Raw genomic sequence first — 22,192 nt, 5'->3', positions numbered from 1 at the left:
TCACGAGTTGGGGTCTCCGGCAAAGTCGGGGCGGTTCAATCTACCCGAGATCGACCAAATATCAGGAAGCTTTCGAAATTCCGTATCTCGACATGTTCGCCGCATTTCAAGCAGCTCTTCGTGAACCAGATACCGCACTTTTGATCGCTGGTTTCGGCTTCGCTGACGATCATATCAGCGCCCCCATCTGGTCAGCTTTGGAGTCAAACCTCAGCCTCCGGCTCATTTTGGTTGATCCGTCTTTCATCCCAGCCGTGAAGCTGGAAGCCTATCCGGCCCCCGACCACCTCCTCGACGTTGGGCTGCCAACAAGAAAATATCAGAACCGAATGGCTCGCCTGGTCGTAGAGGGCGATCCGCGAGTGACCTTGTTGAATGGCAGGTTCGAAGACTTGGTCGATGCCATTCCCGCGATCACGGGTGAGTCAGATCGACAACGCCTCCAGATGCGCCTTGATCAGATCAGGGATGTCGCATTATGACCGAACCAGTGATCGCGTTGATCGATCCTGACAAGCGCGTTGGCACCGTGACGAGGGTGAGTGCGTCGTCGATTGAACTGACGATCCCTAAGGCCCTGGCCGCTAGTGGGCAACGAGGCTTGGCAAGAGGCGCAACTGGTGACTTCGTGTTCGTCGATTGCGATCAGGAGACGATTCTCGGGCGGATAACTGACGTAGTCATTCCCGACCGGCAACGTCCGGGGCTAGAACGGCAGATGGAAGTTGATGCAAGCGCGGAACCACAAGGCCGTGCACAGCTTCTTGCGACCGTCAATAAAGCAACCCACAAAGTCACGCGGGGGATCAACGTCAAGCCGCGCGTTGGAGATGGGGTTTATCTGGCGGATGGCGGAGCACTCGCAGCGGCCATTCGAGAAGCGCTTCAAGGAGAAATCGAGCCGGGAAAGGATGAACGCCTTCTGGTGCATCTCGGTAGGCTCTCCGGTATCGCAGACGCATCAATTGCTATGCCACCTGAAAAGCTGTTCGGGAGGCACTGCGGAATATTTGGAGCAACCGGAGGCGGGAAGAGTTGGACATTGTCGAAGCTCCTGAACGAGATCGTTCGGCTGGGCGGCAAATGCATCCTGTTCGATCCCACGGGCGAGTTTGCTGGGAAGGTATCTGGAGCCAAGGAATTTTCCTTCTCGAAGGCGAATGACAAACAGCCCCTGGCCAGATTTCCATATCGGCAGTTGTCCGAGATCGACCTGTACGCCCTCTTGACGCCGTCAGTTCAAAGCCAAGGACCCAACCTTCGCAGCGCAATCAAGAGCCTGCGTCTAGTCACTGCCCTTCGTAAGACACCGCATAGATATGCGCAAACTCTAGATGGTGCGAATGAGCGCTATCAAATTGGAGACAGGGGGTACGTCGAGGTTCGACGTAAGGGCGTCGTCAAAAAAGCAGGAAACAGCCGGAATGCGCTGTCCGTAGCTGTTATCGAGTTTACTACCGAGCTAGATTCCCAGTTGTGCGACTTCGACATTCGCCTCTTATCTGACCAGATCAAAGAAGAGTGCATCAAGCAGCATACGCCTGACGAGATGGGAAAGTACGGTGCCTACGACGATTTTGCCTTGGGTAATTGCAATTCCTTGAACGTACGCATCGAGAATTACTTGTCTTCACCGGAAATGCGGTGCTTCTTCTCTCAAGACGGTGCTGACATATGCGAGGAGATAAAGAAATTCATCGCCGATCCAGATCGGCACGCGCTCGTTCTTTCTTTCGAGCATGTCAGTTTTAAATATAATACGCGTGAGTTGCTGTTGAACACGCTTGGTCGCTACCTGCTCGGCCTTGCTCGGCAGAACGTTTTTCAAAAGTGCCCCCTGGTCTGCTTTCTTGACGAAGCCCACCAGTTTATCGGTCGATCAATCGGGGACGATACGAACCATGTGACGCTCGATGCATTCGGTCTAATTGCCAAGGAAGGAAGAAAGTACGGGCTGACGACAACCATAGCCACGCAACGGCCGAGAGACGTTCCGACGGATGTCCTCAGCCAGCTCGGCACGCTTTTCGTGCACCGTCTGACCAACGACCGTGACCGTGAGACCATTGAACGTGCGTGCGGTGACCTGGATCGCGCCGCCGCCGCTTTCATACCCTCGCTTGCGCAGGGAGAAGCGGTCATCGTCGGACCGGAGTTACCGGCTCCGCTGCCTGTGCTCGTCGACCGTCCCGAGAAAGGGCAGCAACCAGAATCCCATGGACCGCGCTATCAGGCGTTCTGGGGAAATAACTCATAAATGGCGGATCACCCCGCTTCTTTGAATGCTGTTGTCTGTATTTGGCGTCTCGTAGGTTTCGCCGATACCTACGGGTGAGCTGTAGAGTCAGAACGGGCAACTCCGAAAGCGACGTTATGGTTTGACAGACCAGTCCGTTCAAATGGGTGGACATCGCTTCTATCGCCAATCTAGAGGAGGATTTTATTCGATACCGAAGCCGTCTTTTTCGTCTGAGCGGTGTTGAATTGTGCCTTTCTTCGATTCTGGGAGAAGAAGAATCAATGGACGTATCGGGACCAAATGTACTGAACGCGACTGATGTTGCCGCAAGCGATTCCGAATGTTTGTTCCTATAGCCCTGCAAGCTCGCGAATCGTCTGAAATCGCTGTAAAGTTGGGTGCATGAAAGCCGGTGCTGCGACTTCGTCGAAGGGCAAGCGACCAGCCTCATCGTATGTGAGGCCGGATCAAATCCGCACGGCTACTCTGCAGGAAGTGCTCCACCGCTTCGGGCGCAGTGCTAACACCACCGGTCAGGCTGATCTCCTTCGAAGCTACGGTGAACGCGATACGTTCCTCTATTTTGCTGGTGATCTCCGCCTTTTGAGCAAGCCCACGGTCTCGATTGTTGGTACGCGGCAAATCAGTCCCGATGGAATTCGTCGTGCATCCAAGCTCGCGCGTCAGCTTGCGGAAGCGGGTGTTCTTGTAATGAGCGGACTGGCAAAGGGCGTAGATACCGTCGCCCATAATTCTGCGCTGGACGCCGGTGGCAACACGGCTGCTGTGATTGGTACGCCCCTGGATCGGGTGTACCCGGCCGAAAACGCCGAATTACAGATGGAGATATACAGTCGTCACCTCCTGATCTCGCCGTTCAACACCGGTGAGCAGGTCTACAAGTCCAACTTCCCAGCCCGCAACAAGGTAATGGCGGTCCTGAGCGATGCAACGGTGATTGTCGAAGCGTCGGACACCTCAGGCACGCTCCACCAGGCGGCCGAATGCCAAAGAAATAATCGGTGGCTGTTCATCATGAAGTCGGTCGTCGACGATGTGTCGGTCACTTGGCCGTCCAAATTTCTGAAGCATCCCAAGACGCGAGTGCTGACTGAAACATCCGAGCTGTTGGAAGCCACGCGCCGATGACCGATATCTCTGTGACTTGCTTGATCCCATATAATGCGGAACATAAAGACAACCGCCCCCAGATTGAATGGGAAGCGATCCATATGAAGCGGGTGGTGAAAGCTGAACCTCTGAACGGCAGCTTCAATTTTATCGTGAATGGCGTGCTAACGAAAATCGACAAGAACAACGTTGGTGCTTTTCAGCATGAAATAAATCGGAGATTTGCAGCCAAGATAGTTGCAGACCACCCGTACCCAGTCGCAGTGGTCCCGATACCAAACGGCGACGGCGTAATTGGGCAAAATAATGTGTTCAGAACATTGAGCATTGTTCGCTCATTCGTTCGGGTAATGAACAACGGCTCGGTTTGTCTCGACCTGCTCCGATGGAATGCGCCCGTTGGCAAAGCTCATTTGGGACAACGTGCCCGTCGCGTCGACGACCACCTCGATGCGCTGCAGATCAATGGCGGAACGCATTTCCCGGTAGTAGTATTCGACGATTTCCTAACGACCGGGTCCCAAATGGCTGCCGCGAAGATCAAGCTCGAAGAAGCTGGCCTCAATGTGGTCGGCTGCTACACGATTTTCGAAAGACTTGATGCGGGCGACCCTGTGAACCCTCCAGGGTGGAGGATCGCGACACGCAGCGTCATGCGGATCGCGGATTTCTTTGGCTTTGGCCAATGACTGTCTCGCCGCCAATTCTCCGACAGGTCATTTCTCATATCATCGTCAGACCGAAGACGACGAACGCCGTTAGAGCTTCTCGCGCCGAGCCGAGCCGTTAAAATATCGCGCGATCATAAAAACTGGCGCGAAATATAATCTCACGGTTTGTTTTGCGCTCATCTTAATGGAACCTAGTACGTACTCCCAAAAGCCGCCAAGTTCACGCGTTTTCGACCCATTCTGCATTTGCCACCTTCCAAATATCTCTTAAGAATTGTGCGGATAATATTAACAAGACAATAGCGTACGCCAGACCATCAACGGCGAAAACAAAATATTCAAGCGATTTGAATCCCAGGAGTATTCCACCTGAGATGCCTTGGTGCTCAAGCCACTCTGTGAACCAATGCACGCACACCGCTGCCGCACCGATGCCAATAAAAATAGACGTGCTAAAGAGAGAGTGTAGGCAAAACCGCCAAATAAGCTTGAAAATTTCCATCACAATCACCTTTCAGGGGAAAGGTGCAACTTGCCTACAGCCAGCTAACAAAGTGTGAATTTCGGACTGGTGTAACGCCTGATTTAATGGCGCTTCAAGGCTCTTATTGGCGAGCACAGACAAGACTTCTAAGTAACCTGTCATGAGCCGCAGGTTCAGACTGAGCATATATCGATTGTATTAACCATATCTCCAACACGCAAATTCCCCGCTAGACTCCCGGTACCGCCGCTGACTATGTTTCGCCCCAGTTTCAAACACGGAGCCCCACGATGATACGCATCGTCAATCTAGGAAAGACCTTCCTCAGCTCCATCTGAAGTAAGGACACTGCGTCCTCTACCTCCGGATGGGCTGCCACCCATGTGCGCCCAGGAGGTATCTATGCGCCCATCGAAAAATGTGCTGCACCACGTGTTGGTGCGTCGTGCCATTCTGACCGAATTGCGCTCCGGCAACGGAGAAGGCGTTCATTCTCGCTTCCAGGTTTTCCAGGATGGCGGAATTGATGCCGACAAGAACGCAATGGTCGGGATGCGTACGTCCAAATGGTAAGCGCGACCAGCTTTTCCCCCAACCTCCACGATGAACCAGAACTTTGGGTGCCACCTCGTCTTCACGGTGGCGCACGCAACGTTCCTGTGAAGCACATGCTGAAAACCAACGGCGCGTCGGTCTTCGACAATCGCCAGGTTCAGCATGAAAGCGAGCTTGAGCAGCAGGTCTCTGCTGTCATCCAGGCCCGCCACGGCATCGTGGAGGTCCGTTCCCAGTTCCCGAAGGTGACGTTTGTCGATCCGGAGGGACAAGTGCGGGAACACACCTTCGATTACTGGGCCCGGTTCAAAAGCGGCTTTCGTTTGGCTATTGCGGTCAAATACGAGCGCGAAAAAGCCAAACTCCACCCGGTCTTTGCTGGTGTCCAGACAATACATCGTGCGCTGTTCGATGACATGAGGATCATGACTGAGCGGCATGCGACCAAGGACGATTTTCGCAATGCAAAGACCATCCTCTGGTCTCGCGAATTTCATGATGAGGGCCATGTACGCACGCTGTTGAGCGAGCTGCATGGGCAGAGCGATAGCCAGATACAGTTCTTCCAGCTGTATGCGCCGCATGTCGAACGGACGGATCGCACCATCGCGATCTGGCGGCTGATCGATCTGCAGGTCCTCAAACCAGTTCAACGCGGCCGGGTCAATGAACTGACCTGGTTCACCATCAACCTCTAACCAACCCCAATCCTGCCCTCACTCAGACACGTCGTGCCTGAGGACGGCGAAGCTATGTCCAAAGGAAATTAAGATGACCGAATATACTCCGATCACCGAAATGGGCCCACTCGACCGTTTCACCTACCGTGGCACCAACTGGGTCCCTGTTGACTACGACAGCAAGGAATACCGTTTCCAAAGGGAAACGGACCACCGTTTCGAGACGCGTATTTCCCATGCTGAAATCCGCCAGGCGCTGATGAACGACAAGGCATCGGTCCACTACAATTTCCACACCAAGACGGAGACGAAGCTGCGTCATCTCGTCGGGGACAAGCGCGTCGACGACTTCAAGCCGCGTGACGTGGCCATCGCTCGTTTCCACGAAGCGTTGATCCTTCGCTATGAGCAGCATTGCGCGGAAACCGGTCGCAAGTTCCCCCGTAGCGAGAAACTTGCGGGTCTGCTCAAGAAATGGAGCCTGGAAATCCAGATTGAGGCCCAGGAACTGACAGAACAGGAGGGCACCAAACGCAAGACGCGCTGCGATGCTAGTACAACCTTTTTTAACGCTCCTTCCGTTCGCAGCTTCAATCGTCACTACCGCGAGTACATGAGCTGCGGTCGTGATGTCCGTGCTCTCATTTATCGCCGCAATGGACCGGGGTTCCGCAATCCGAAGGTGGAGTGCGCCGAAAGCTATGCGATCTGGCTGGAGGAAGCACGCAACTATGCCAGCCGCCGCAAGCCGTCGAAGGCAAAGCTGCTCCGTGATGTCCATGCCCGCATTGCAGAGGAAAACAAAAACCGTGTTGGAAAGGCACCGCTCATTACTCCCGGGCGCAAACGTTTCGAAGCTCTGATTGATGCCATGGACGAGTTCGAGGTCGTTGCGGGCCGCGAAGGGCTTCCCTTCGCTCGCGCCCAGTTCAAGCCCAAAATGGATTCCTATGATACCGAACGTCCTGGCGAACACGTCGAGATGGACGATTGGAATGCCGATGCCATGACGTCCATGCAGGGATGCGGCTTTTGGCAAATGCTTCCGAAGGCAATTCAAGAATACCTGATTGAGAACCCCCAGCGCATCTGGTTCTGCGGTGCTGTAGACACGGCCACCAACTATGTGCTGGCACTCAAAGGAGGACGCAATCCGTCCTCGGCCCTTGTCGTCGATACCCTTGAAATGGTGATGACCGACAAGACGGATATTGCCAAGCTGGTGGGTGCGAAGACCCCGTGGTTCGGCGTTCGTCCTGAGGTAGTCTATACTGACAACGGTTCGCCCTACATCGCAGACGCGACGCGTGATGCATTCCTCATGTGCAAGATTGCGTTGACGCGTCCACCCGCCGGTCAAGCGTGGAAGCGCCCCTTTATCGAGAGCCTGTTCAAAACGCTCGCGCGCGACATCATGATGTTCTTCGACGGACGCACCTTCTCGAACGTGGTGGAGAAGAACGACTATGACGCTGAAAAAAACGCGGCCCTGGCTGTCGACGAGTTCATCAATCTGGTGATCCGCGCAATCTGCGACATCCACCACAATCGCCCGTCTGCACGCCTCAACAATCTGACGCCGCACGAAGCCTGGGTTCAGAAAACCAAAACCTATCGTGTACGTGCGATGCCCGGTCGTCACGAGAAGCGCCATATCTTCGGTGTGACGAAGAAACGCGTCATCGACAGCGCTGGTGTGACGGTCCACGGAATTCCTTACAACTCTGATATTTTGCAAACCCTCCGCCGCAAGGATGGCTCTAAGGAATACCCGGTGCGCATCCACCGCAACGATCTCTGGGCCGTGTCAGTCTTTACTGGGGAAGGTTGGCTGACGGTCGAAAATCGCATCGGTATGCCGACGAACATCTCGCTGGCAGAATGGTACCTTGCCAAGCAGGACCTCAATCGCCGCAACGGGGTGAAGTCCGAAGCCAACCTGCCGATCATGTACGAGGCGATCAACGTCATGCGTCGTGCTGGTACCAGCGCCGCAATGCGCGCGGGAATCTCCCTTCATACACTGCGCCCGGAAGAGATTTCGCACGCTACCGACCAGTTGTTCGAAGGCCGCCCGTTCACTGAGGAGGACAAGGTCGACGAGGTGAAACTGCACGAAGACGAGATCGCCTACGACCCGCTCCACGACGGCTACGTCGGTCCTCAAGGCGGTGAATTTGCCGGTCCTCCGACCAGCGAGGAGATGCAGGAAAGCAATTCGGAAGCTGACGCCTTTTCCCACAACAACGATGACGAACCTTCGCATTTTGGAGAGATCGAATGACTGACGCCAGCATGGCCAAGAACGCCCCCACCATGACCCCGTCGGACCGTAAGCTCCATCTCCATAAGCTGTACCTGCGCTACGCAAAATATCATGAGGTCGGCGAGCACCTTGATGCGCTTATTGCCAACGCGAAAGCCTGCCGTGAGGGCGGTGGCTTCAAGGAACGCGCCCTCTTCGTGATCGGTGAATCCAATACGGGGAAGTCGCGCATGCTGGAGGAGCTTTTCCGCGAAAAGGCGAGCTTCCAACCGTACCGGGATGAGGAGGGCGAGTGGGTGCGCCCCTTGATCAGCATTGAAGCACCGTCGCCGTGCAGTTCCAGGGAACTCGCCCTGAAAATCCTGAAGGAGCTTGGCGCTGTCGTTCGTAACAAACGAATTAGCAATCCCGAGCTGTACGATTTTCTGAAAGATCAGTTGCGCGATCAGCGGGTGGAGTACCTGCATATCGACGAAATGCAGGACACGGTTCTCCACAATACGGAGTTCGCCATCAAGTCCGTGCAAAGCGACGTGAAGAGCCTTCTCCAGATCAAGAACTGGCCGCTTCACGCCATCTTCTCTGGCGTCGATGAGTTGGCAAACTTCATCAGTGGCGGTGATGATCAGCTGAGCAATCGCTCTAACACCGTTCGGCTCGAACTCTTGAAAGACCCGAGGGACCTGCGAGCAGCTGAACAGATTTTGTCCAATATCGTCGTTAAGCACGCAGGCCTTGAGCCCGGCTGGTCCGAAAAGGATGAGCTTCCTGCACGTCTCATACTGGCGGGGCAGGGACGCTTCGGCACGATCTGTGACGACGTCAAGAAAGCCTGCTTTGCGGCGATTAACGCTAATCGCCGCAAAGTCACGCTGTCTGATTTTGAAGCCGTGTACCAGGTCCGCATGGCACCATTGCCCCAGGACAACCCTTTCCGTGGAAACAAGTGGCGGGACATTCTTCCAGAGAACGCGCTCGCTGACAGGCGTAAACCAGTATCCAAACGAAAGAAGTGATGATGTTCGGTTCAAAGCTTTCCCGTGAGATCGTTCTCCACGATGACGAGTGCCAGGTAATGTTCGCCTCCAGGTTGGCGAAGGCCAACGGCTACCATGACCTGGAAGAGTTTTGCTGGATGACCAGCCTGTCGCTGTCCGGCCTGCAGGCCATGAATGATGAGACCGCAGGCTTGTTGTCGGCTTGGTCTGGCGTCCCGGCAACACGCCTCAGCAAGTTCGCATTGACCGGTAACAACGTGACGAGTTTCGGGGCGACATCCGTCCGGCGGTCACAATTGGAAATGGCAACTCTCCGGGTTTGCCGCCATTGCCTTTACCAGGACATGGCTGCAGGGCATGGTCGCGCGGTCACACGTCCTTATGTTCGTGCTGCATGGAGGTGGATGGTGATTGGCACATGTCCGATCCACGGGTGCGAACTTGAAGTGATCTCCGCAGGCGATATCACCGCATGGATCGCACGGCGCGGTGACGCACTGGGTTTGAACCTTCCTGAAATTCGCGAGCCGGACCTGGCTGATGTCTACTTCTCTAACCGCGTGAACGGCGCAGGAAAGGCGTCCGAGTTTCTGGACGAACTCCCGGCCTATGTGGCGGCAGAGTTCTGCACCGTCATCGGGCATTTTAAAAACCTTCCTGAGGACGGACGTGCGCGAAACCGCATTCCGGATGGATTCATGAATGGCTCATGCCGCCGGGAGGGCTTCCTGATTGCCAAGCAGGGCAAAGAAGCGGTCCTGTCTTTTCTCTCCCACCACGTTCATGCGGCTATCGAAACTGCCACCGAATTCATGGATATCTATGGCGTAGCACGTCGTTGGCTGCGGAAGTTCGTAAATGACCCTGACTATCGACCGGTCGTTGAGCTGTTTCAGCGCCACGCCGAGCAGCACATTCCCATGGAGGCAGGCGATGTCTTCCTCACCGAAGTCAAGGAACGTCAAGTCCACACAGTTCGCTCTGCGGCCGTCGAGTACCAGCTTACGCCTGACCGGGTGAAGAACGTAATCGAGAAATACGGCTTCACTACCGGCACCCCGGATGGTGGTGTTAAGGCCGCACGCGTGTTTCCTCGTGCAGCTCTGCATGAACAGCTGGTTCTGGAGACACAGCTCCTCACGACACCTGAGGCAGCCAGCCTCCTGGGCTGCACATGGCAATTCCTCGACATCCTTCTCCAGCAGGGACACCTGCCGTATCATGCGAACTCGGAGGACTATGCAAGGGTATTCCGGCGCATCTCTCGTGAAAGCGTGGTAAGCCTCCTGGCACGGCTCAAGGCGCAACGGAACTGTGTGTCGAACGATGGCCTCGTCTCGATCCACATCGCCACAGCTATCTGCCATTGCAAGGTTCCCGAGATCGTTGATCTCATTTTCGGCGGCAAGCTGACAAAGGTGTCGTGGTCAGGCGATGAGCTGCTCCTTAAGAACCTGCTCGTTGATCCGCAGGAGGTCCTTCCGCACGTGGCCCTTGATGAGGCAGAGAACTATCTTGATGTAGCTGCGCTGGAGAAAGCACTGCGCACGACGACCGTCACCATCGACGAACTCCTTAAGCGCGAGGTCCTCCCGGTAGAGATGCGGCGTCATCCTCGCACTCGCGTCCACCAACGTTTCGTCCATCCGGTCGCCGTCGAGCAATTTCTGGAGAAGCACATTTCGTTGAGCACAATGGCCCGTGAGAATGGCAAACAGATTGCCGGTTTGAAGCAGACGTTGGACAAGGAAGGGATCAAACCGATCTTTGAAACGACCGGCAAGATTGCCAGATTTTATCGAAGGTCTGACGTTCAACGGCTTGGATTGGCGTAACGCAGCATCCGGATACAGTTTTCAAAACCCGCGAAAGCGGGTTTTTCTTTGCCTATGAGGCTATTCCGGCCACCGATAATCGCACTTTCTGCAATGGGCAGATGAACGATTTTCCTCCGAAACCCCAGGAAACCTGGGCTCTCATATTCATCAGGGCCAAACTTTAGGGGCCGCACCAGCCGCTGGCGGAAATGCCGTCCGTGTGCTGGCCGGGACTTGTCTCAATTCTCTGATCCTCGCGATTTACGCTCGCCCTTCCGAATATCCTGCGCTAGATCGGGGCCGGTAGGGAGATCGCATGTCCAGGAAATCAAAGCGCAACCGCCTTCAGAAGCTTCAGAATTCCTGGGAGAAGGCATCCGAGCAGCAGCGCTATGCATTCCTGCAATGGCTCGGCGGTGCCACGCATGTCAGCGACGGCGACATGGCGGGCGAGGCAAATATAACGGGACTGCTTTCCGGCTCGCCGATTGCCAGCGGGCGTTATCTCATGCCATCGAGCGTGGCGCGTATCAGGGCGATCATGGCGGCACGTTCGCTTTCTGCAAGCGAGGTCATGGCGGAAATAGGCTTTGAGGAGGATGGGACAGCGCTAGAACGCGCCCTTTCCGAGGGCGCATGCCTGAGGCTTGCAATCGTCGCAGCACTGCAGAAGTGGCTTGTGGCGAACCGGGGTCACTGACGGCCAGCACAGGATACCGCGCCACACCCTAATGCATTACGGTCAGTCGAGCTGGCTGATTCGCAAGTTACTTTCGCCGATCATGCCGACATAAAGGCCTGGCTCTTCCTTGTCCGCCCGTCCGACCATCTCCAGGCCCGAATAGGTCGTGTAGAGCATGATGGTGTTGTCGCCATTGCTCATCGAGTAACCCGACACGGCCTTCAGAGTCTCGGGGCAGACATCGTCGTGCTGCAAGGTGGCAAAGACGCCATCGGCGACCGGGTCCTCATGAAAGGAAATGCGGCAGGTTCCCTCAGAAGTGGTCATCGCCCAGATTTCCTCGGCCGCGGCCGGAGCGGCCAGAAGCACGAGAGTTGCGATCATAATCGGGAGGCGGAAGGTCTTTGCGATCATCTGAAACATCTCCGAAGAAAGAACGGCTTCCAGCTAGGCGCGGCCCCCAGGGCCGTCAACGGGCAAGAAGCTCACAACCGGGGCGCACCCATATTTGGGCGATCCTTGACGACGGTTCGTCGACGAAACGCGAGTTCCGCACATTGCCAAAAGCCCGCCCGGCATATACATATTAATTGCTATATGTTTTATCGCGGAAGCGGTCACCAACAATCCCGCTTTCTGCGCTGCAGGCCGTCATCGAAAAACGAGGGAAAGAATGCATATACGCCCGGTTACCCAGAGCTATCATGTGAGTGGCCAGCTCGACCCGGCTGACATGGCCCAGGTCGCGGCGTCAGGCTACGCCGCTGTTATCTGCATGCGGCCGGATGGTGAAGGCTGGGGACAGCCGAAGTTTTCTGCCATCGAGGAGGCTGCGAAGGCCGCCAAGCTGAAGGCTTACTACTTGCCTGTCATCCCCGGTTCCGTTGCCATGGAACAGGCGACGACGTTGAAAGATCTGTTGAGACAGACGGAAGGTCCCGTTCTCGCTTTCTGTGCTTCCGGGGCGCGTTGCGCCGGCCTTTACCAGATGGCGCAGCAAATCGGCTGATCTGCCGAAGGCTGGAACGGCGGTCCACCGCGCCCCACCGACGAACTCCGACCGATTTCAGAAACTGCTCGCGGCAAGACGGCGGCGCAGACCTTCGATATCGGGCGTCTCGTCGTGGGAAAGACGACGCTCCCAATCGAGCGTCGTCGCAACGATCGTCTTCAGATCATCGTGACGCGGCACCCAGCCCAGGGTGGAGCGGGCCAGCGTTGCATCGGCAACGACAAAGGCGGCATCTCCCTCTCGTCTGGGGCGGTATTCGATAGAGATCGGCGCATCCGCAACCTTTTGCACGGTGCGAAGTACATCGAGAACAGAATAGCCTTTTCCGTAGCCGCAATTGGCGGTCAGCGTGGCTCCGCCGCGGCGCAGATAGTCGAGGGCGTTCAGATGCGCGAGCACCAGATCGCTGACATGGATATAGTCCCGAACGCCGGTTCCGTCCGTCGTGGCATAGTCTGTGCCGAAGACCTCGACAGAGCGTCGTTTGCCGAGCGCGGCCTCACAGGCCACCTTGATGAGATGGGTCGATCGCACGGTCGATTGGCCCGTGCGGGCGAGCAGATCGGCGCCGGCGACGTTGAAGTAGCGGAGCGCCACATAGCGGAAATCATGGGCGCGGGCCGTATCCTTCAGCATGATCTCGCTCATCAGCTTGGACTGGCCATAAGGATTTTCCGGCCGCAGGGGCGCGGTTTCGACCACCGGCACGGGCGCATCCGGCGTGCCGTAGACGGCTGCCGTCGAGGAAAAGATGAACTTGTCGATACCGGCCCTGACCGCCGCAGAGAGCAGGATGCGGGTATTGCCGGTGTTGTTGTCATAGTAGCCAAGCGGGTCGGCGACGGAATCCGGGACCACGACTGAACCCGCAAAATGAATGATGGCCTCAATATCGTTTTCGGCGAAGATCTGCGTCAGAACCTTGTCGTCGCCCACATCGCCGAGATAGAAACGCGCCGCGGGAGCAACGGCCCAGCGAAATCCAGTGGACAGGCGATCGATGACAACCACGTCTTCACCGGCATCCAGGAGAGACCAGACCATATGGCTGCCGATGTAGCCAGCGCCGCCCGTAACCAAGATCGCCATTTTTACTTCCCGTTTCTTTATCGATCGGGAAGAACATATTCATTTCCGGCTTTAACAAGATTTACGTCCGGCGCCCAATCCGTCCATTCGCGCCGTTTAACTTTAACTATACTAAATACAGGCTTTCGAAAATCGATCTAATTTTACCGATCGGCAGGGCAAGCCGTTGCAGCGCGCCCTGCCGGACGCGATCAAAGGGAGAGGATGTCGCGGCTAAGGCGGTCCGCTGCCTCTTCGATCTGACGGGGATCGCGTAGGAAACAGGCACGCAGGAAGCTTTCGCCGCCCTTGCCGAAGGCTGATCCGGGCGCCAGCGCGACACCGGTGCGATCGACGATATCCATCGCCGCCTGCCGGCTGTCGGTGATGCCGTCGATCTTCAGGAAGGCATAGAGCGCACCTTCCGGCTTCAGCGTCTCAACACGGTTCGTCGCAATCAGGGCATCACAGAGAAGGTCTCTCGACCTTGCGGCGCGGTCGAAATTCTCGCGCACGAAGCCATCGCCATGGTCGAGGGCCGCAACCGCGCCACGCTGCATGAACTGCGCGACGCCGGAAGTGGAATACTGGATCAGGTTTTCAAAGACCTGTCCGGTTTCCGGGGGCGCCACGATCCAGCCGACCCGCCAGCCGGTCATCGACCAGTTCTTGGAGAAGGAATTGGCGAACAAGACGCGGTCGCCCGGCTCCATGACATCAAGGAAGGAAGCCGCACGCGGTCCTGCTCCGTAGTAATAGAGCGCGTAAATCTCGTCGGCGAGGATCCAGAGATTATGGCGGCGCGCCAGGGCCAGGATGGCGGCGAGATCATCGCGGCTTGCGGTCCAGCCGGTCGGATTGGACGGCGTATTGATGAAGAGCGCCCTCGTCTTCGGCGTGACCGTCGCTTCGAGCGCGTTCATGTCGAGCGACCAGCGGCCCTCGGCAAAGGTCAGCGGCAGGCCGACAGCTCGGCCACCGGCAATCTCTATGGCGGAAACGATGTTGGGCCAGGCCGGCGACAGATAGACCATTTCGTCACCGGGCTCTGTCAGCGCCTGGACACACAGCGCAATCGACTGCATGCCGGAACCGGTCACATAGAAATGCTCCGGCGGCAGGTTCACGCCGAAATGCCGCGCGTAATATCGCGACAGAGCCTCTCGCAAATCCGGAATGCCGCGCTGCCATGTGTAGAAAGTTTCACCCGCGAGAAGCGCATCGCTTGCGGCTCGATTGACAAAATCCGGGCTGGGCAGATCGCCCTCGCCTGCCCAGAGCGGCAGCAGGCCATCACGCCCGCGGGCGTAGTTGATGATTTCGACGATCCCGCTCTCCGGCGCCGCCAGAGCGCGCGGGCTGAGATCCTTGACGAGCGACATGCGGAACCTCTTTGAAAGTCTTTCAGATGTTCAGGAGCTCTACCCCATCACGCACGGAAAATCCCATGACATTCGGTGAGCACAGAATCGATTCTGGTGATGAATGAAAAAGACCGCAGACTGGCTGCGGTCTTTGGATTGTCTGCAGATACGATCAACGGGTCTTCAGCAGGTCGCGGATTTCCGTCAGAAGCTGGATATCGGCCGGCGGCGGAGCTGCTTCGGCAACCTTCTGATCCTGCTTTTCGAGCGAGGCTCTCAGCGTGTTGACGCCCTTGACCATGAGGAAAATGATCCAGGCCAGGATGAGGAAGTTGATTACCACGGTGATGAAATTGCCGTAGGCGAAGACAGCCCCCTGTTCGCGTGCGGCGGCGAGCGATGTCGCCGTCACTTTCGAGCTCAAGGGCAGGAAGTAGTTGGAGAAATCGAAACCGCCGAAGATAACTCCGACGATCGGCATGACGATATCCTGAACCAGAGAATTGACGATCAGACCAAACGCGCCACCGATGATGACGCCGACTGCGAGATCCATGACATTGCCGCGTGCAATGAATGTCTTGAACTCGTTCAGCATTACCCTTCTCCTTCTAAAAAGACAGCAAGACGCGCCCGCCGCCCCGGACACCTCACCTTCCGCATGGTTAATCAAGTTTCGAGCTTTCGAAAACAGTAAATCTGCAATCGCGGAACGGGCATCTTCGACTTAATGTCAAGCTGTAAGCGATTTCAAATGGATGGAAACTCCCTTAAAGTTCCCTCCAGTTCCAGCGCGCCGTTCATGAGGAGGAAGCGTGCTTCCGGGTTGGGTCATTTTCGCATCGGCCTTCGCCTATCTGCTGCTGCTCTTCGCAGTGGCGAGCTATGGCGATCGGAAAAGCCGGGTCTACGGGGTGCCCGCAAGCGGGCGGCCGGTCGTCTATGCGCTCAGTCTTGCCGTCTACTGCACCTCTTGGACCTATTTCGGCGGCGTTGGGCTCGCGGCCGAACGCGGGCTGGAATTCACCGCCATCTATATCGGCCCGATCCTGATGTTCACGATCGGAATGCCGATCGTGAGACGCATCATCGAACTCGCCAAGGCGGAAAAGCTGACCTCCGGCGCCGACTTCATCGCAGCCCGCTACGGCAAGAATCCCATCGTCGGAATGCTGGTGACCGTGATCTGCCTTGTCGGCACGATCCCTTATATCGCACTGCAACTGAAAGCCGTTTCCAATTCGGTCACGGCCATGGTGGACCCGACCGACTACGGCATCGGCACCGGCAATCTCTATTTCGTGGACCTTCCGCTGGTCGTTGCGTTCTTGCTCGCCTGTTTCGCAGTCGTCTTCGGTACCCGCCACACCGACGCGACCGAACACCAGGACGGCCTCATTCTCGCAATCGCCTGGGAATCCGTCGTCAAGCTGGTAGCCTTCTGGACACTCGGGATCTACGTCGTCTTCTTCCTGTTCGACGGGCCGGCCGATCTCTGGCAGAAGGCCGTCGAGAACCAGGCCGTCATGGCGGCCCTGACGCATCATACGCCGCCCGGTCGCTGGATCCTGCTGATTGCGCTTTCGGCCTTCGCCATCGTCATGCTGCCCCGGCAGTTCCATGTGACCGTGGTCGAGAACCGCACCACGCGGGAACTGAAGCTTGCCGGTATATTGATGCCGCTCTACCTGGTGGCGATCAATATCTTCGTGCTGCCGGCCGCGATGGGCGGCGTCATGCTGTTCGGCGGCACCGGCGACGCCGATCTCTACGTGCTTTCGCTGCCGCTCACGCACGAGATGCGGTTCGTCTCGCTCATCACCTTCCTCGGCGGTTTCTCCGCCGCCACCGCGATGGTAATCGTCGCGTCCGTGGCACTGGCGATTATGATTTCGAACGACATGGTGCTGCCGATCTTTCTCCGGCAGAAGCTGCTCGTACGGCCCAGCCACCGGGCCGACTTCGCCAAGACGCTTCTCCATATCCGGCGAACCTCGATCTTCGGGGTCATGCTGCTCGGCTATGTCTACTATCGCTCGGCGGACAATTCGACCGGGCTTGCCTCGATCGGCCTTCTGGCCTTCGCCGCGATCGCCCAGATCGCACCGTCTCTGTTCGGCGGTCTCTTCTGGCGCCGGGCCAATGCCCGCGGTGCGATCGCGGGTCTCAGTTCCGGTTTCTTCGTCTGGGCCTATCTGCTGTTCCTTCCGAGTTTCGGCGCCGAGGACAACAGCCATATCGCGGCATCGATCCTGAGCTTCCTCTTTCCGGGCATCGACATGTTCACGGGTGCGGAAGCCGATCCGCTGGTCAACGGCACACTGCTCAGCCTGCTGGTCAACACCGCCGCCTTCGTCGCCGGCACGCTCAGCCGCAACCCCAGGCCCGTCGAGCGCATCCAGTCCGGCATCTTCGTCAAGCGTCATCCGCGCACGCAATTTGCCACGCGAGGCTGGAAGACGCGGGTCTCCGTCGGCGACCTCAAGGCCGCCATCGCCCGCTATCTCGGCGACGAGCGCATGCAGCGGTCGTTCCGCAGCTACGAGCAGACGGTTGGTCGCAGGCTGGACGACGACAGCCCCGCCGATATGGCGTTCATCCATTTCTCGGAACAACTGCTCGGCAGCGCCATCGGCTCGTCCTCCGCACGCCTTGTGCTGTCACTGATCTTGCAAAAGGCCGAGGATACCTCTGCCGATACCGCCTGGCTGCTCGATCAGGCAAGCGAAGCCCTGCAATACAATCAGGACATGCTGCAGACGGCACTTTCGCAGATGGAACAGGGCATCGCCGTCTTCGATGCCAGCAATCGGCTGACCATCTGGAACCGACGCTTCCGCAGCCTGCTCGATTTGCCCGAGCATGTGGGACAGGTCGGCTATCCGCTTGCCGAGATCGTGGCGATGCTGGCGGAACGCGGCGACGTGGCGGCGGGCGAACAGGCACCGCTCGTCCGACGCTTCCAGCAGTTCGACACGCCCTTTCAACTGGTGACGGCGGGGGGCGACCGGATCATCGAGGTTCGCTGCAACGCCATGCCCGACAAGGGCATCGTCGCAACCTTCACCGACATCACGAGCCAGGTGGCCGCCGACAAGGCGCTGAAACAGGCGAACGAGACGCTGGAACAGCGCGTAAGCGAACGCACCGCGGAGTTGACCCGGGTGAACCATGCGCTCGCCGAAGCCCGTGCCGCCGCCGACGAGGCCAATATCGGCAAGACGCGCTTCTTCGCAGCGGCCGGCCACGATATCCTGCAGCCGCTCAACGCCGCACGCCTTTACTCCTCCTCGCTGGTCGAAAGGCTCGGCGAGAGCGAGAACAGTTCGCTGGTGCGCAACATCGATTCTGCGCTGGAGTCCGTCGAGATCATTCTCGGCGCCGTGCTCGACATCTCGCGTCTCGACACCGGCGCCATGAAACCGCGTGTAACCTCCGTCGCGCTGCGGGATCTGCTCGAACGCATCGAGACCGACTTCGCACCCATGGCACGCGAGAAAAACCTGAAACTGATCGTCATGCCGACCTCGCTCAGGGTACGCTCAGACCCCAACCTGCTGCGTCGGCTGGTGCAGAACCTCGTCTCCAACGCCATCAAATACACCCCTTCCGGCCGCGTTCTGGTCGGAGCCCGCCGGCAGGGCAAGGAGGTCGCGATCCAGGTGATGGATTCCGGCATCGGCATTCCGTCTTCGAAATTCCGCACCGTCTTCAAGGAGTTCGCACGGCTGGAGGAAGGCATGCGCACGGCCTCGGGCCTCGGCCTGGGCCTTTCCATCGTTGACCGTATCGCGCGTGTGCTCAACCACCCGGTGCAGCTCTCTTCCAAGCAGGGCAAGGGCACAACCTTCCGGGTCCTCATGCCGCTCGACCAGTCGGTGCCGATGGGCAGCGGCGTGGCGGAACTGGCAAGGCAGGACAAGGGTGTACAGCCGCTTCGAGGCCTCAATATCCTTTGCATCGACAACGAACCCAAGATCCTCGAGGGCATGCAGCTCCTGATTTCCGGATGGGGATGCAACATCCGCTGTGCGGGCTCCATCGAGGAACTGGATGCCATCGTCGCCGCGGACAGGGAACCGCCGGACCTCATCATTGCCGACTATCATCTCGGCGACGGCAGCGGCATCGGCGCCATCCTTCGGCTGCGCGCGCTCTATGAACGCGATGTGCCGGCTCTGCTTTTAACCGCGGACCGCACGCTCGAAGTACGGGCGGAAGCCGAGAAACAGAATATCGCGCTCCAGCACAAGCCGGTGCGCCCGGCAGCGCTTCGCGCCTTCATCGCACAGATTTCAGCGCTGAAACAGACGGCGGCCGAATAGGAGGCCGTTCGCCCGCCGAAGGCGGTCATGGCGCGGTCACCAGGACTTCAACGCTCTCAGCGTCGGCGTCTTCTTCTGGATATGCTCGTCCATACGCGACAGAAGACGATCGAGCAGTTCTACTGCCTGGGCGACAGCAGGGCCTTTGTTCAGCATGACGCATTCCGCGCGGACCGCCATGGCGGCATCGGTCATTTCCCCGCGCGTTGGAATGCCCTCACGCACCAGATCCTCCAGAACCTGTGTCGCCCATATGGCTGGCACGGAAGCCGCCTCACAGATCCACAGGATCTCCTCCTGCATTTCCGCCAGCCGCTCGAAACCGATTTCCGCGGCAAGATCGCCACGGGCGATCATGATGCCGAACGGCCCCCTGCGGCGGGCGCGGGCGATCAGTGCCGGCAGATTGCGCACCGCTTCCGGCTGTTCGATCTTGGCGATCAGGCCGAGGCTGCGCCCCCCGACGCCGTAACGCTTCAGCACCTCTTCGAGAAGATCGATGTCTTCCGGACGGCTGACGAAGGAGTAGCCGATGATGTCGCCGCACTCGATAACGGTCGCAAGATCGGTCTCGTCCTTGGCGGTCAGGGGCGAAAGGCCGAGCGACGTATCGGGCAGATTGATTCCCTTTTCAGGTTTCAGCCTCGTGCCGCCGGCCTTGGTCTTCTGCACCAGTATCACCGCCTCGCCATCCGCAAGACTTTCCACCACGGCTTCCAGTTTACCGTCATCGTAACGCACACGGTCGCCGACGGACAGGCGGGTGACCATTTCCGGAAGCGAGACGCCAGCAGAGAATTTCACCCGGTCGCAAACGCGCGGCTTGCCGGAGGCCACGAGGCGAACTCTGTCGCCAGCGACAAGTCTGGCCTTCTTTTCCGGCAGCACCACTTCTGCCGTGCGGATTTTCGGGCCGGCAATATCCATCAGCACGGCGATTTCGCGGCCGACCGCCGCTCCCGCGGCCCGGACATGGTCTGCCATGGCCCGCCAGGCTTCCGGTCCGTCATGGGCGCAATTGATGCGCGCCACATCCATGCCGGCCTTTGCCAGGTCCAGCAGAAAATCCGGATTTGTCGCCGCCTCGCTCGGAAGCGTTACCATGATGCGCGTGCGGCGGGTGGGATGCGCCGGTCCGATGAGATCGCGTGCGGCTTCGGCAAGACGAACCTCGCCCACAAAGAAATCGGATTCGGACGGCATGGCGACGGGAACCGGCCTGCCTGCAAGCGCACCGAGTGCCCCAATCACCGCATCGAGCGTCGGCAGTACGCGGCTTTCAAGCCTCCCCAGTGAGGAGAGACCCAGACACATCAGGCGCCTTTGCAACGACCGCAGGTCATGGTGGCGGAGCGCGAGATAGTGCGCCAGATTGGCAAGCGCCGGATCAGCCTCCACCGCATCGACCCCAAACTTTTCGATCAGTACTGCCGAGGAGTCGAGGATTTCGGCACGCAGGCCGACGACTTCCTCGAGGAGTGCTTCGACAGGCCTTTCGGTCACATGCTTTGGCAGCGTGTTCATTCCTTGCTCCACTTGGCGATACATCACCGTCCCATAGACGTTGCGGCTTCACCAGAGGGGCGAATGCCGCAGTTACGGACCGGAAGATCTTCACGCTACTTCGGCTGTTTGACGCAGCGATGACGCCTTCAGCTTACTTTCGCAAAAGCGAAATAAGGTTCGTTGCATGACAGTTTTGTGACCGCTAAGGTCTTCCTTATGCTTCGCGGGGCGGGCGCGGCACACAGGGATAAAGAAGAAGATTTACGAGGCTCTTGTCGACGGCGCGTCCGCCGGATTGGTAGACGCTGCATTGTTTGCCTATGTCCAGGAACGCTGCCCGCAGGTAAACAACAAGAAGCTAGTGCGTGCCTCTCTTCTGGCCCTGACCGATCCGCATCTTGCCGACCGTAACATCCTTCAGACAATCTATTCGCTTTCGATCAAGAAACGGCTCGAAGACCTGCACGCCACGGGCTCTGCAACATCGGAGAACTCAGAGCGCGACAAGAAGGCTCCTCCGGCAGAGCTACAGGGGCTTCATCCCGGCTGAGGCAAGGGTCTGGACAACCCTGTACACCCTCCTTCCGGCCAATAGCGCACCCTCGAAAAGCACCCTAGATTGAGGCTCAAGCATTCGTCGCCAGGGAGGGGCCATGCGGATCGCTTTGCTTTCGGACATTCACGCCAACCGCGAGGCCTATGAAGCCGTGCTCGAAGCGGCCGAACGACAAGGCGCGGCGCGCTACGTCGTGCTCGGCGATATTGTCGGTTATGGTGCTGATCCGGTCTGGTGCACGCGCAAGACCATGGAACTTGCAGAGCGTGGTGCGATCGTGGTGCGCGGCAATCACGATCAAGCGCTGGAGGATACGGCAATCTCCATGAACGAAACCGCGGCAGCCGCCATCAACTGGACGCGCGGTCTGATGAACACCGACGAACGCGCCTATCTTTCGGGGTTGCCGCTGTCGGAGGAGGATGGAGACCGCCTTTACGTACACGCGAATACGACGACCCCGGGGCGCTTCAGCTATGTGACGGATACCGATGATGCGCTATCGCAGTTTTCCGCCTGCAGCGCCCGGCTGATCTTCTGCGGCCACCTGCACCGCCCGGCGCTCTACTGTCTCGGAGCGAACGACAAGGTATCCGCCTTCACGCCAACCTCTTCCCACGGCATCCCGCTCCTGGCCCACCGGCGCTGGCTTGCCGTCATCGGGTCGGTCGGACAGCCGCGCGACGGAAATCCCGCAGCCGCCTTCAGCATTCTCGACACGGACAAGGGTGAACTCGAATTTCATCGCGTCGGCTACGACATCGAAACCGCAGCGGCGAAAATCCGCGCGGCGGGCCTGCCCGACAGCCTCGCTGCACGACTGGTCAAGGGACGATGA

At 58.0% G+C, this 22,192-nt stretch carries 19 protein-coding genes and 1 pseudogene; 14 read left to right on the top strand and 6 right to left on the bottom strand.

The features are described 5' to 3' along the window. The 4 genes and pseudogenes from J5N58_RS13860 to J5N58_RS13845 all read left to right on the top strand — a co-directional run. Positions 1-482, top strand: a pseudogene (locus J5N58_RS13860) (hypothetical protein); the annotation flags it as partial. Further along, positions 479-2,257, top strand: a complete 1,779-nt coding sequence (locus J5N58_RS13855) for an ATP-binding protein (RefSeq protein WP_244711215.1) — start codon at positions 479-481, stop codon at positions 2,255-2,257. The pseudogene J5N58_RS13860 and the gene J5N58_RS13855, both read left to right, overlap by 4 nt. 384 nt (positions 2,258-2,641) lie before the next feature. After that, complete coding sequence (locus J5N58_RS13850; protein WP_244711212.1) at positions 2,642-3,388, top strand: DNA-processing protein DprA; 747 nt, start codon at positions 2,642-2,644, stop codon at positions 3,386-3,388. Beyond that, positions 3,385-4,059 carry a phosphoribosyltransferase gene (locus J5N58_RS13845; protein ID WP_244711210.1) on the top strand — a complete coding sequence of 225 codons (675 nt, stop codon included), beginning with the start codon at positions 3,385-3,387 and terminating at the stop codon, positions 4,057-4,059. The genes J5N58_RS13850 and J5N58_RS13845 overlap by 4 nt, the downstream gene beginning before the upstream one ends. Before the next feature lie 202 nt (positions 4,060-4,261). Here the strand turns inward: J5N58_RS13845 and J5N58_RS13840 are convergent, their stop codons facing one another. Further along, positions 4,262-4,543: a hypothetical protein gene (locus tag J5N58_RS13840; protein ID WP_244711208.1), complete on the bottom strand. Its 282-nt coding sequence runs from the start codon at positions 4,541-4,543 to the stop codon at positions 4,262-4,264. A gap of 384 nt (positions 4,544-4,927) precedes the next feature. Here J5N58_RS13840 and J5N58_RS13835 point away from each other — a divergent pair, with 384 nt between their 5' ends. The 6 genes from J5N58_RS13835 (at position 4,928) to J5N58_RS13810 (ending at position 11,541) form a co-directional block, all read left to right on the top strand. Continuing rightward, the gene (locus tag J5N58_RS13835) at positions 4,928-5,098 is read left to right on the top strand and encodes a hypothetical protein (RefSeq protein ID WP_157835782.1); all 171 of its coding nucleotides are present in this window, start codon (positions 4,928-4,930) and stop codon (positions 5,096-5,098) included. A gap of 95 nt (positions 5,099-5,193) precedes the next feature. Continuing rightward, the gene (locus J5N58_RS13830; protein ID WP_244711206.1) at positions 5,194-5,778 is read left to right on the top strand and encodes a hypothetical protein; all 585 of its coding nucleotides are present in this window, start codon (positions 5,194-5,196) and stop codon (positions 5,776-5,778) included. A 73-nt stretch (positions 5,779-5,851) separates the two neighbouring features. Then, positions 5,852-8,044 carry an integrase gene (locus J5N58_RS13825; RefSeq protein ID WP_244711203.1) on the top strand — a complete coding sequence of 731 codons (2,193 nt, stop codon included), beginning with the start codon at positions 5,852-5,854 and terminating at the stop codon, positions 8,042-8,044. After that, positions 8,041-9,042 (top strand): TniB family NTP-binding protein, encoded by a 1,002-nt coding sequence (locus J5N58_RS13820; RefSeq protein WP_244711201.1) that lies wholly within the window; start codon positions 8,041-8,043, stop codon positions 9,040-9,042. Before J5N58_RS13825 ends, J5N58_RS13820 begins: the two co-directional genes overlap by 4 nt. After that, complete coding sequence (locus tag J5N58_RS13815) at positions 9,042-10,859, top strand: TniQ family protein (RefSeq protein WP_244711199.1); 1,818 nt, start codon at positions 9,042-9,044, stop codon at positions 10,857-10,859. Before J5N58_RS13820 ends, J5N58_RS13815 begins: the two co-directional genes overlap by 1 nt. 298 nt (positions 10,860-11,157) lie before the next feature. Then, positions 11,158-11,541, top strand: a complete 384-nt coding sequence (locus J5N58_RS13810; protein ID WP_113444363.1) for a hypothetical protein — start codon at positions 11,158-11,160, stop codon at positions 11,539-11,541. A 42-nt stretch (positions 11,542-11,583) separates the two neighbouring features. On the opposite strand, the gene J5N58_RS13805 is transcribed toward J5N58_RS13810, so the two are convergent. Beyond that, positions 11,584-11,937, bottom strand: a complete 354-nt coding sequence (locus J5N58_RS13805; protein ID WP_162757487.1) for a hypothetical protein — start codon at positions 11,935-11,937, stop codon at positions 11,584-11,586. Between the two features lie 259 nt (positions 11,938-12,196). On the opposite strand from J5N58_RS13805, the gene J5N58_RS13800 reads away from it, so the two are divergent. Further along, complete coding sequence (locus J5N58_RS13800; RefSeq protein ID WP_113444361.1) at positions 12,197-12,532, top strand: protein tyrosine phosphatase family protein; 336 nt, start codon at positions 12,197-12,199, stop codon at positions 12,530-12,532. Positions 12,533-12,589: 57 nt separating this feature from the next. Here J5N58_RS13800 and galE read toward each other — a convergent pair whose 3' ends face one another. The 3 genes from galE to mscL all read right to left on the bottom strand — a co-directional run bounded on the left by galE (position 12,590) and on the right by mscL (position 15,565). Further along, a complete protein-coding gene (gene galE, locus J5N58_RS13795) occupies positions 12,590-13,624 on the bottom strand; it encodes a UDP-glucose 4-epimerase GalE (RefSeq protein WP_113444360.1) in 1,035 nt (344 codons plus the stop codon). Positions 13,625-13,815: 191 nt separating this feature from the next. Next, the gene (locus J5N58_RS13790) at positions 13,816-14,985 is read right to left on the bottom strand and encodes a pyridoxal phosphate-dependent aminotransferase (RefSeq protein ID WP_113444359.1); all 1,170 of its coding nucleotides are present in this window, start codon (positions 14,983-14,985) and stop codon (positions 13,816-13,818) included. A gap of 154 nt (positions 14,986-15,139) precedes the next feature. After that, complete coding sequence (gene mscL / locus J5N58_RS13785) at positions 15,140-15,565, bottom strand: large conductance mechanosensitive channel protein MscL (RefSeq protein WP_112827812.1); 426 nt, start codon at positions 15,563-15,565, stop codon at positions 15,140-15,142. A 217-nt stretch (positions 15,566-15,782) separates the two neighbouring features. Between mscL and J5N58_RS13780 the strand changes: the two genes are divergently transcribed. Next, the gene (locus J5N58_RS13780; protein ID WP_113444358.1) at positions 15,783-19,292 is read left to right on the top strand and encodes a hybrid sensor histidine kinase/response regulator; all 3,510 of its coding nucleotides are present in this window, start codon (positions 15,783-15,785) and stop codon (positions 19,290-19,292) included. A gap of 36 nt (positions 19,293-19,328) precedes the next feature. On the opposite strand, the gene J5N58_RS13775 is transcribed toward J5N58_RS13780, so the two are convergent. After that, a complete protein-coding gene (locus tag J5N58_RS13775) occupies positions 19,329-20,816 on the bottom strand; it encodes a pyruvate kinase (protein WP_244711196.1) in 1,488 nt (495 codons plus the stop codon). A gap of 229 nt (positions 20,817-21,045) precedes the next feature. Here J5N58_RS13775 and J5N58_RS13770 point away from each other — a divergent pair, with 229 nt between their 5' ends. Next, positions 21,046-21,348, top strand: coding sequence for a hypothetical protein (locus J5N58_RS13770; protein WP_244711238.1), 303 nt, complete (start codon positions 21,046-21,048; stop codon positions 21,346-21,348). Positions 21,349-21,451: 103 nt separating this feature from the next. Then, the gene (locus J5N58_RS13765; protein WP_244711194.1) at positions 21,452-22,192 is read left to right on the top strand and encodes a metallophosphoesterase family protein; all 741 of its coding nucleotides are present in this window, start codon (positions 21,452-21,454) and stop codon (positions 22,190-22,192) included.

Source organism: Paenirhizobium cremeum (genome assembly GCF_022884085.1).
Classification (GTDB): domain Bacteria; phylum Pseudomonadota; class Alphaproteobacteria; order Rhizobiales; family Rhizobiaceae; genus Allorhizobium; species Allorhizobium cremeum.
The sequence above is the reverse complement of the archived record's forward strand: the minus strand, read 5'-3'. Positions and strand labels throughout refer to the sequence as shown.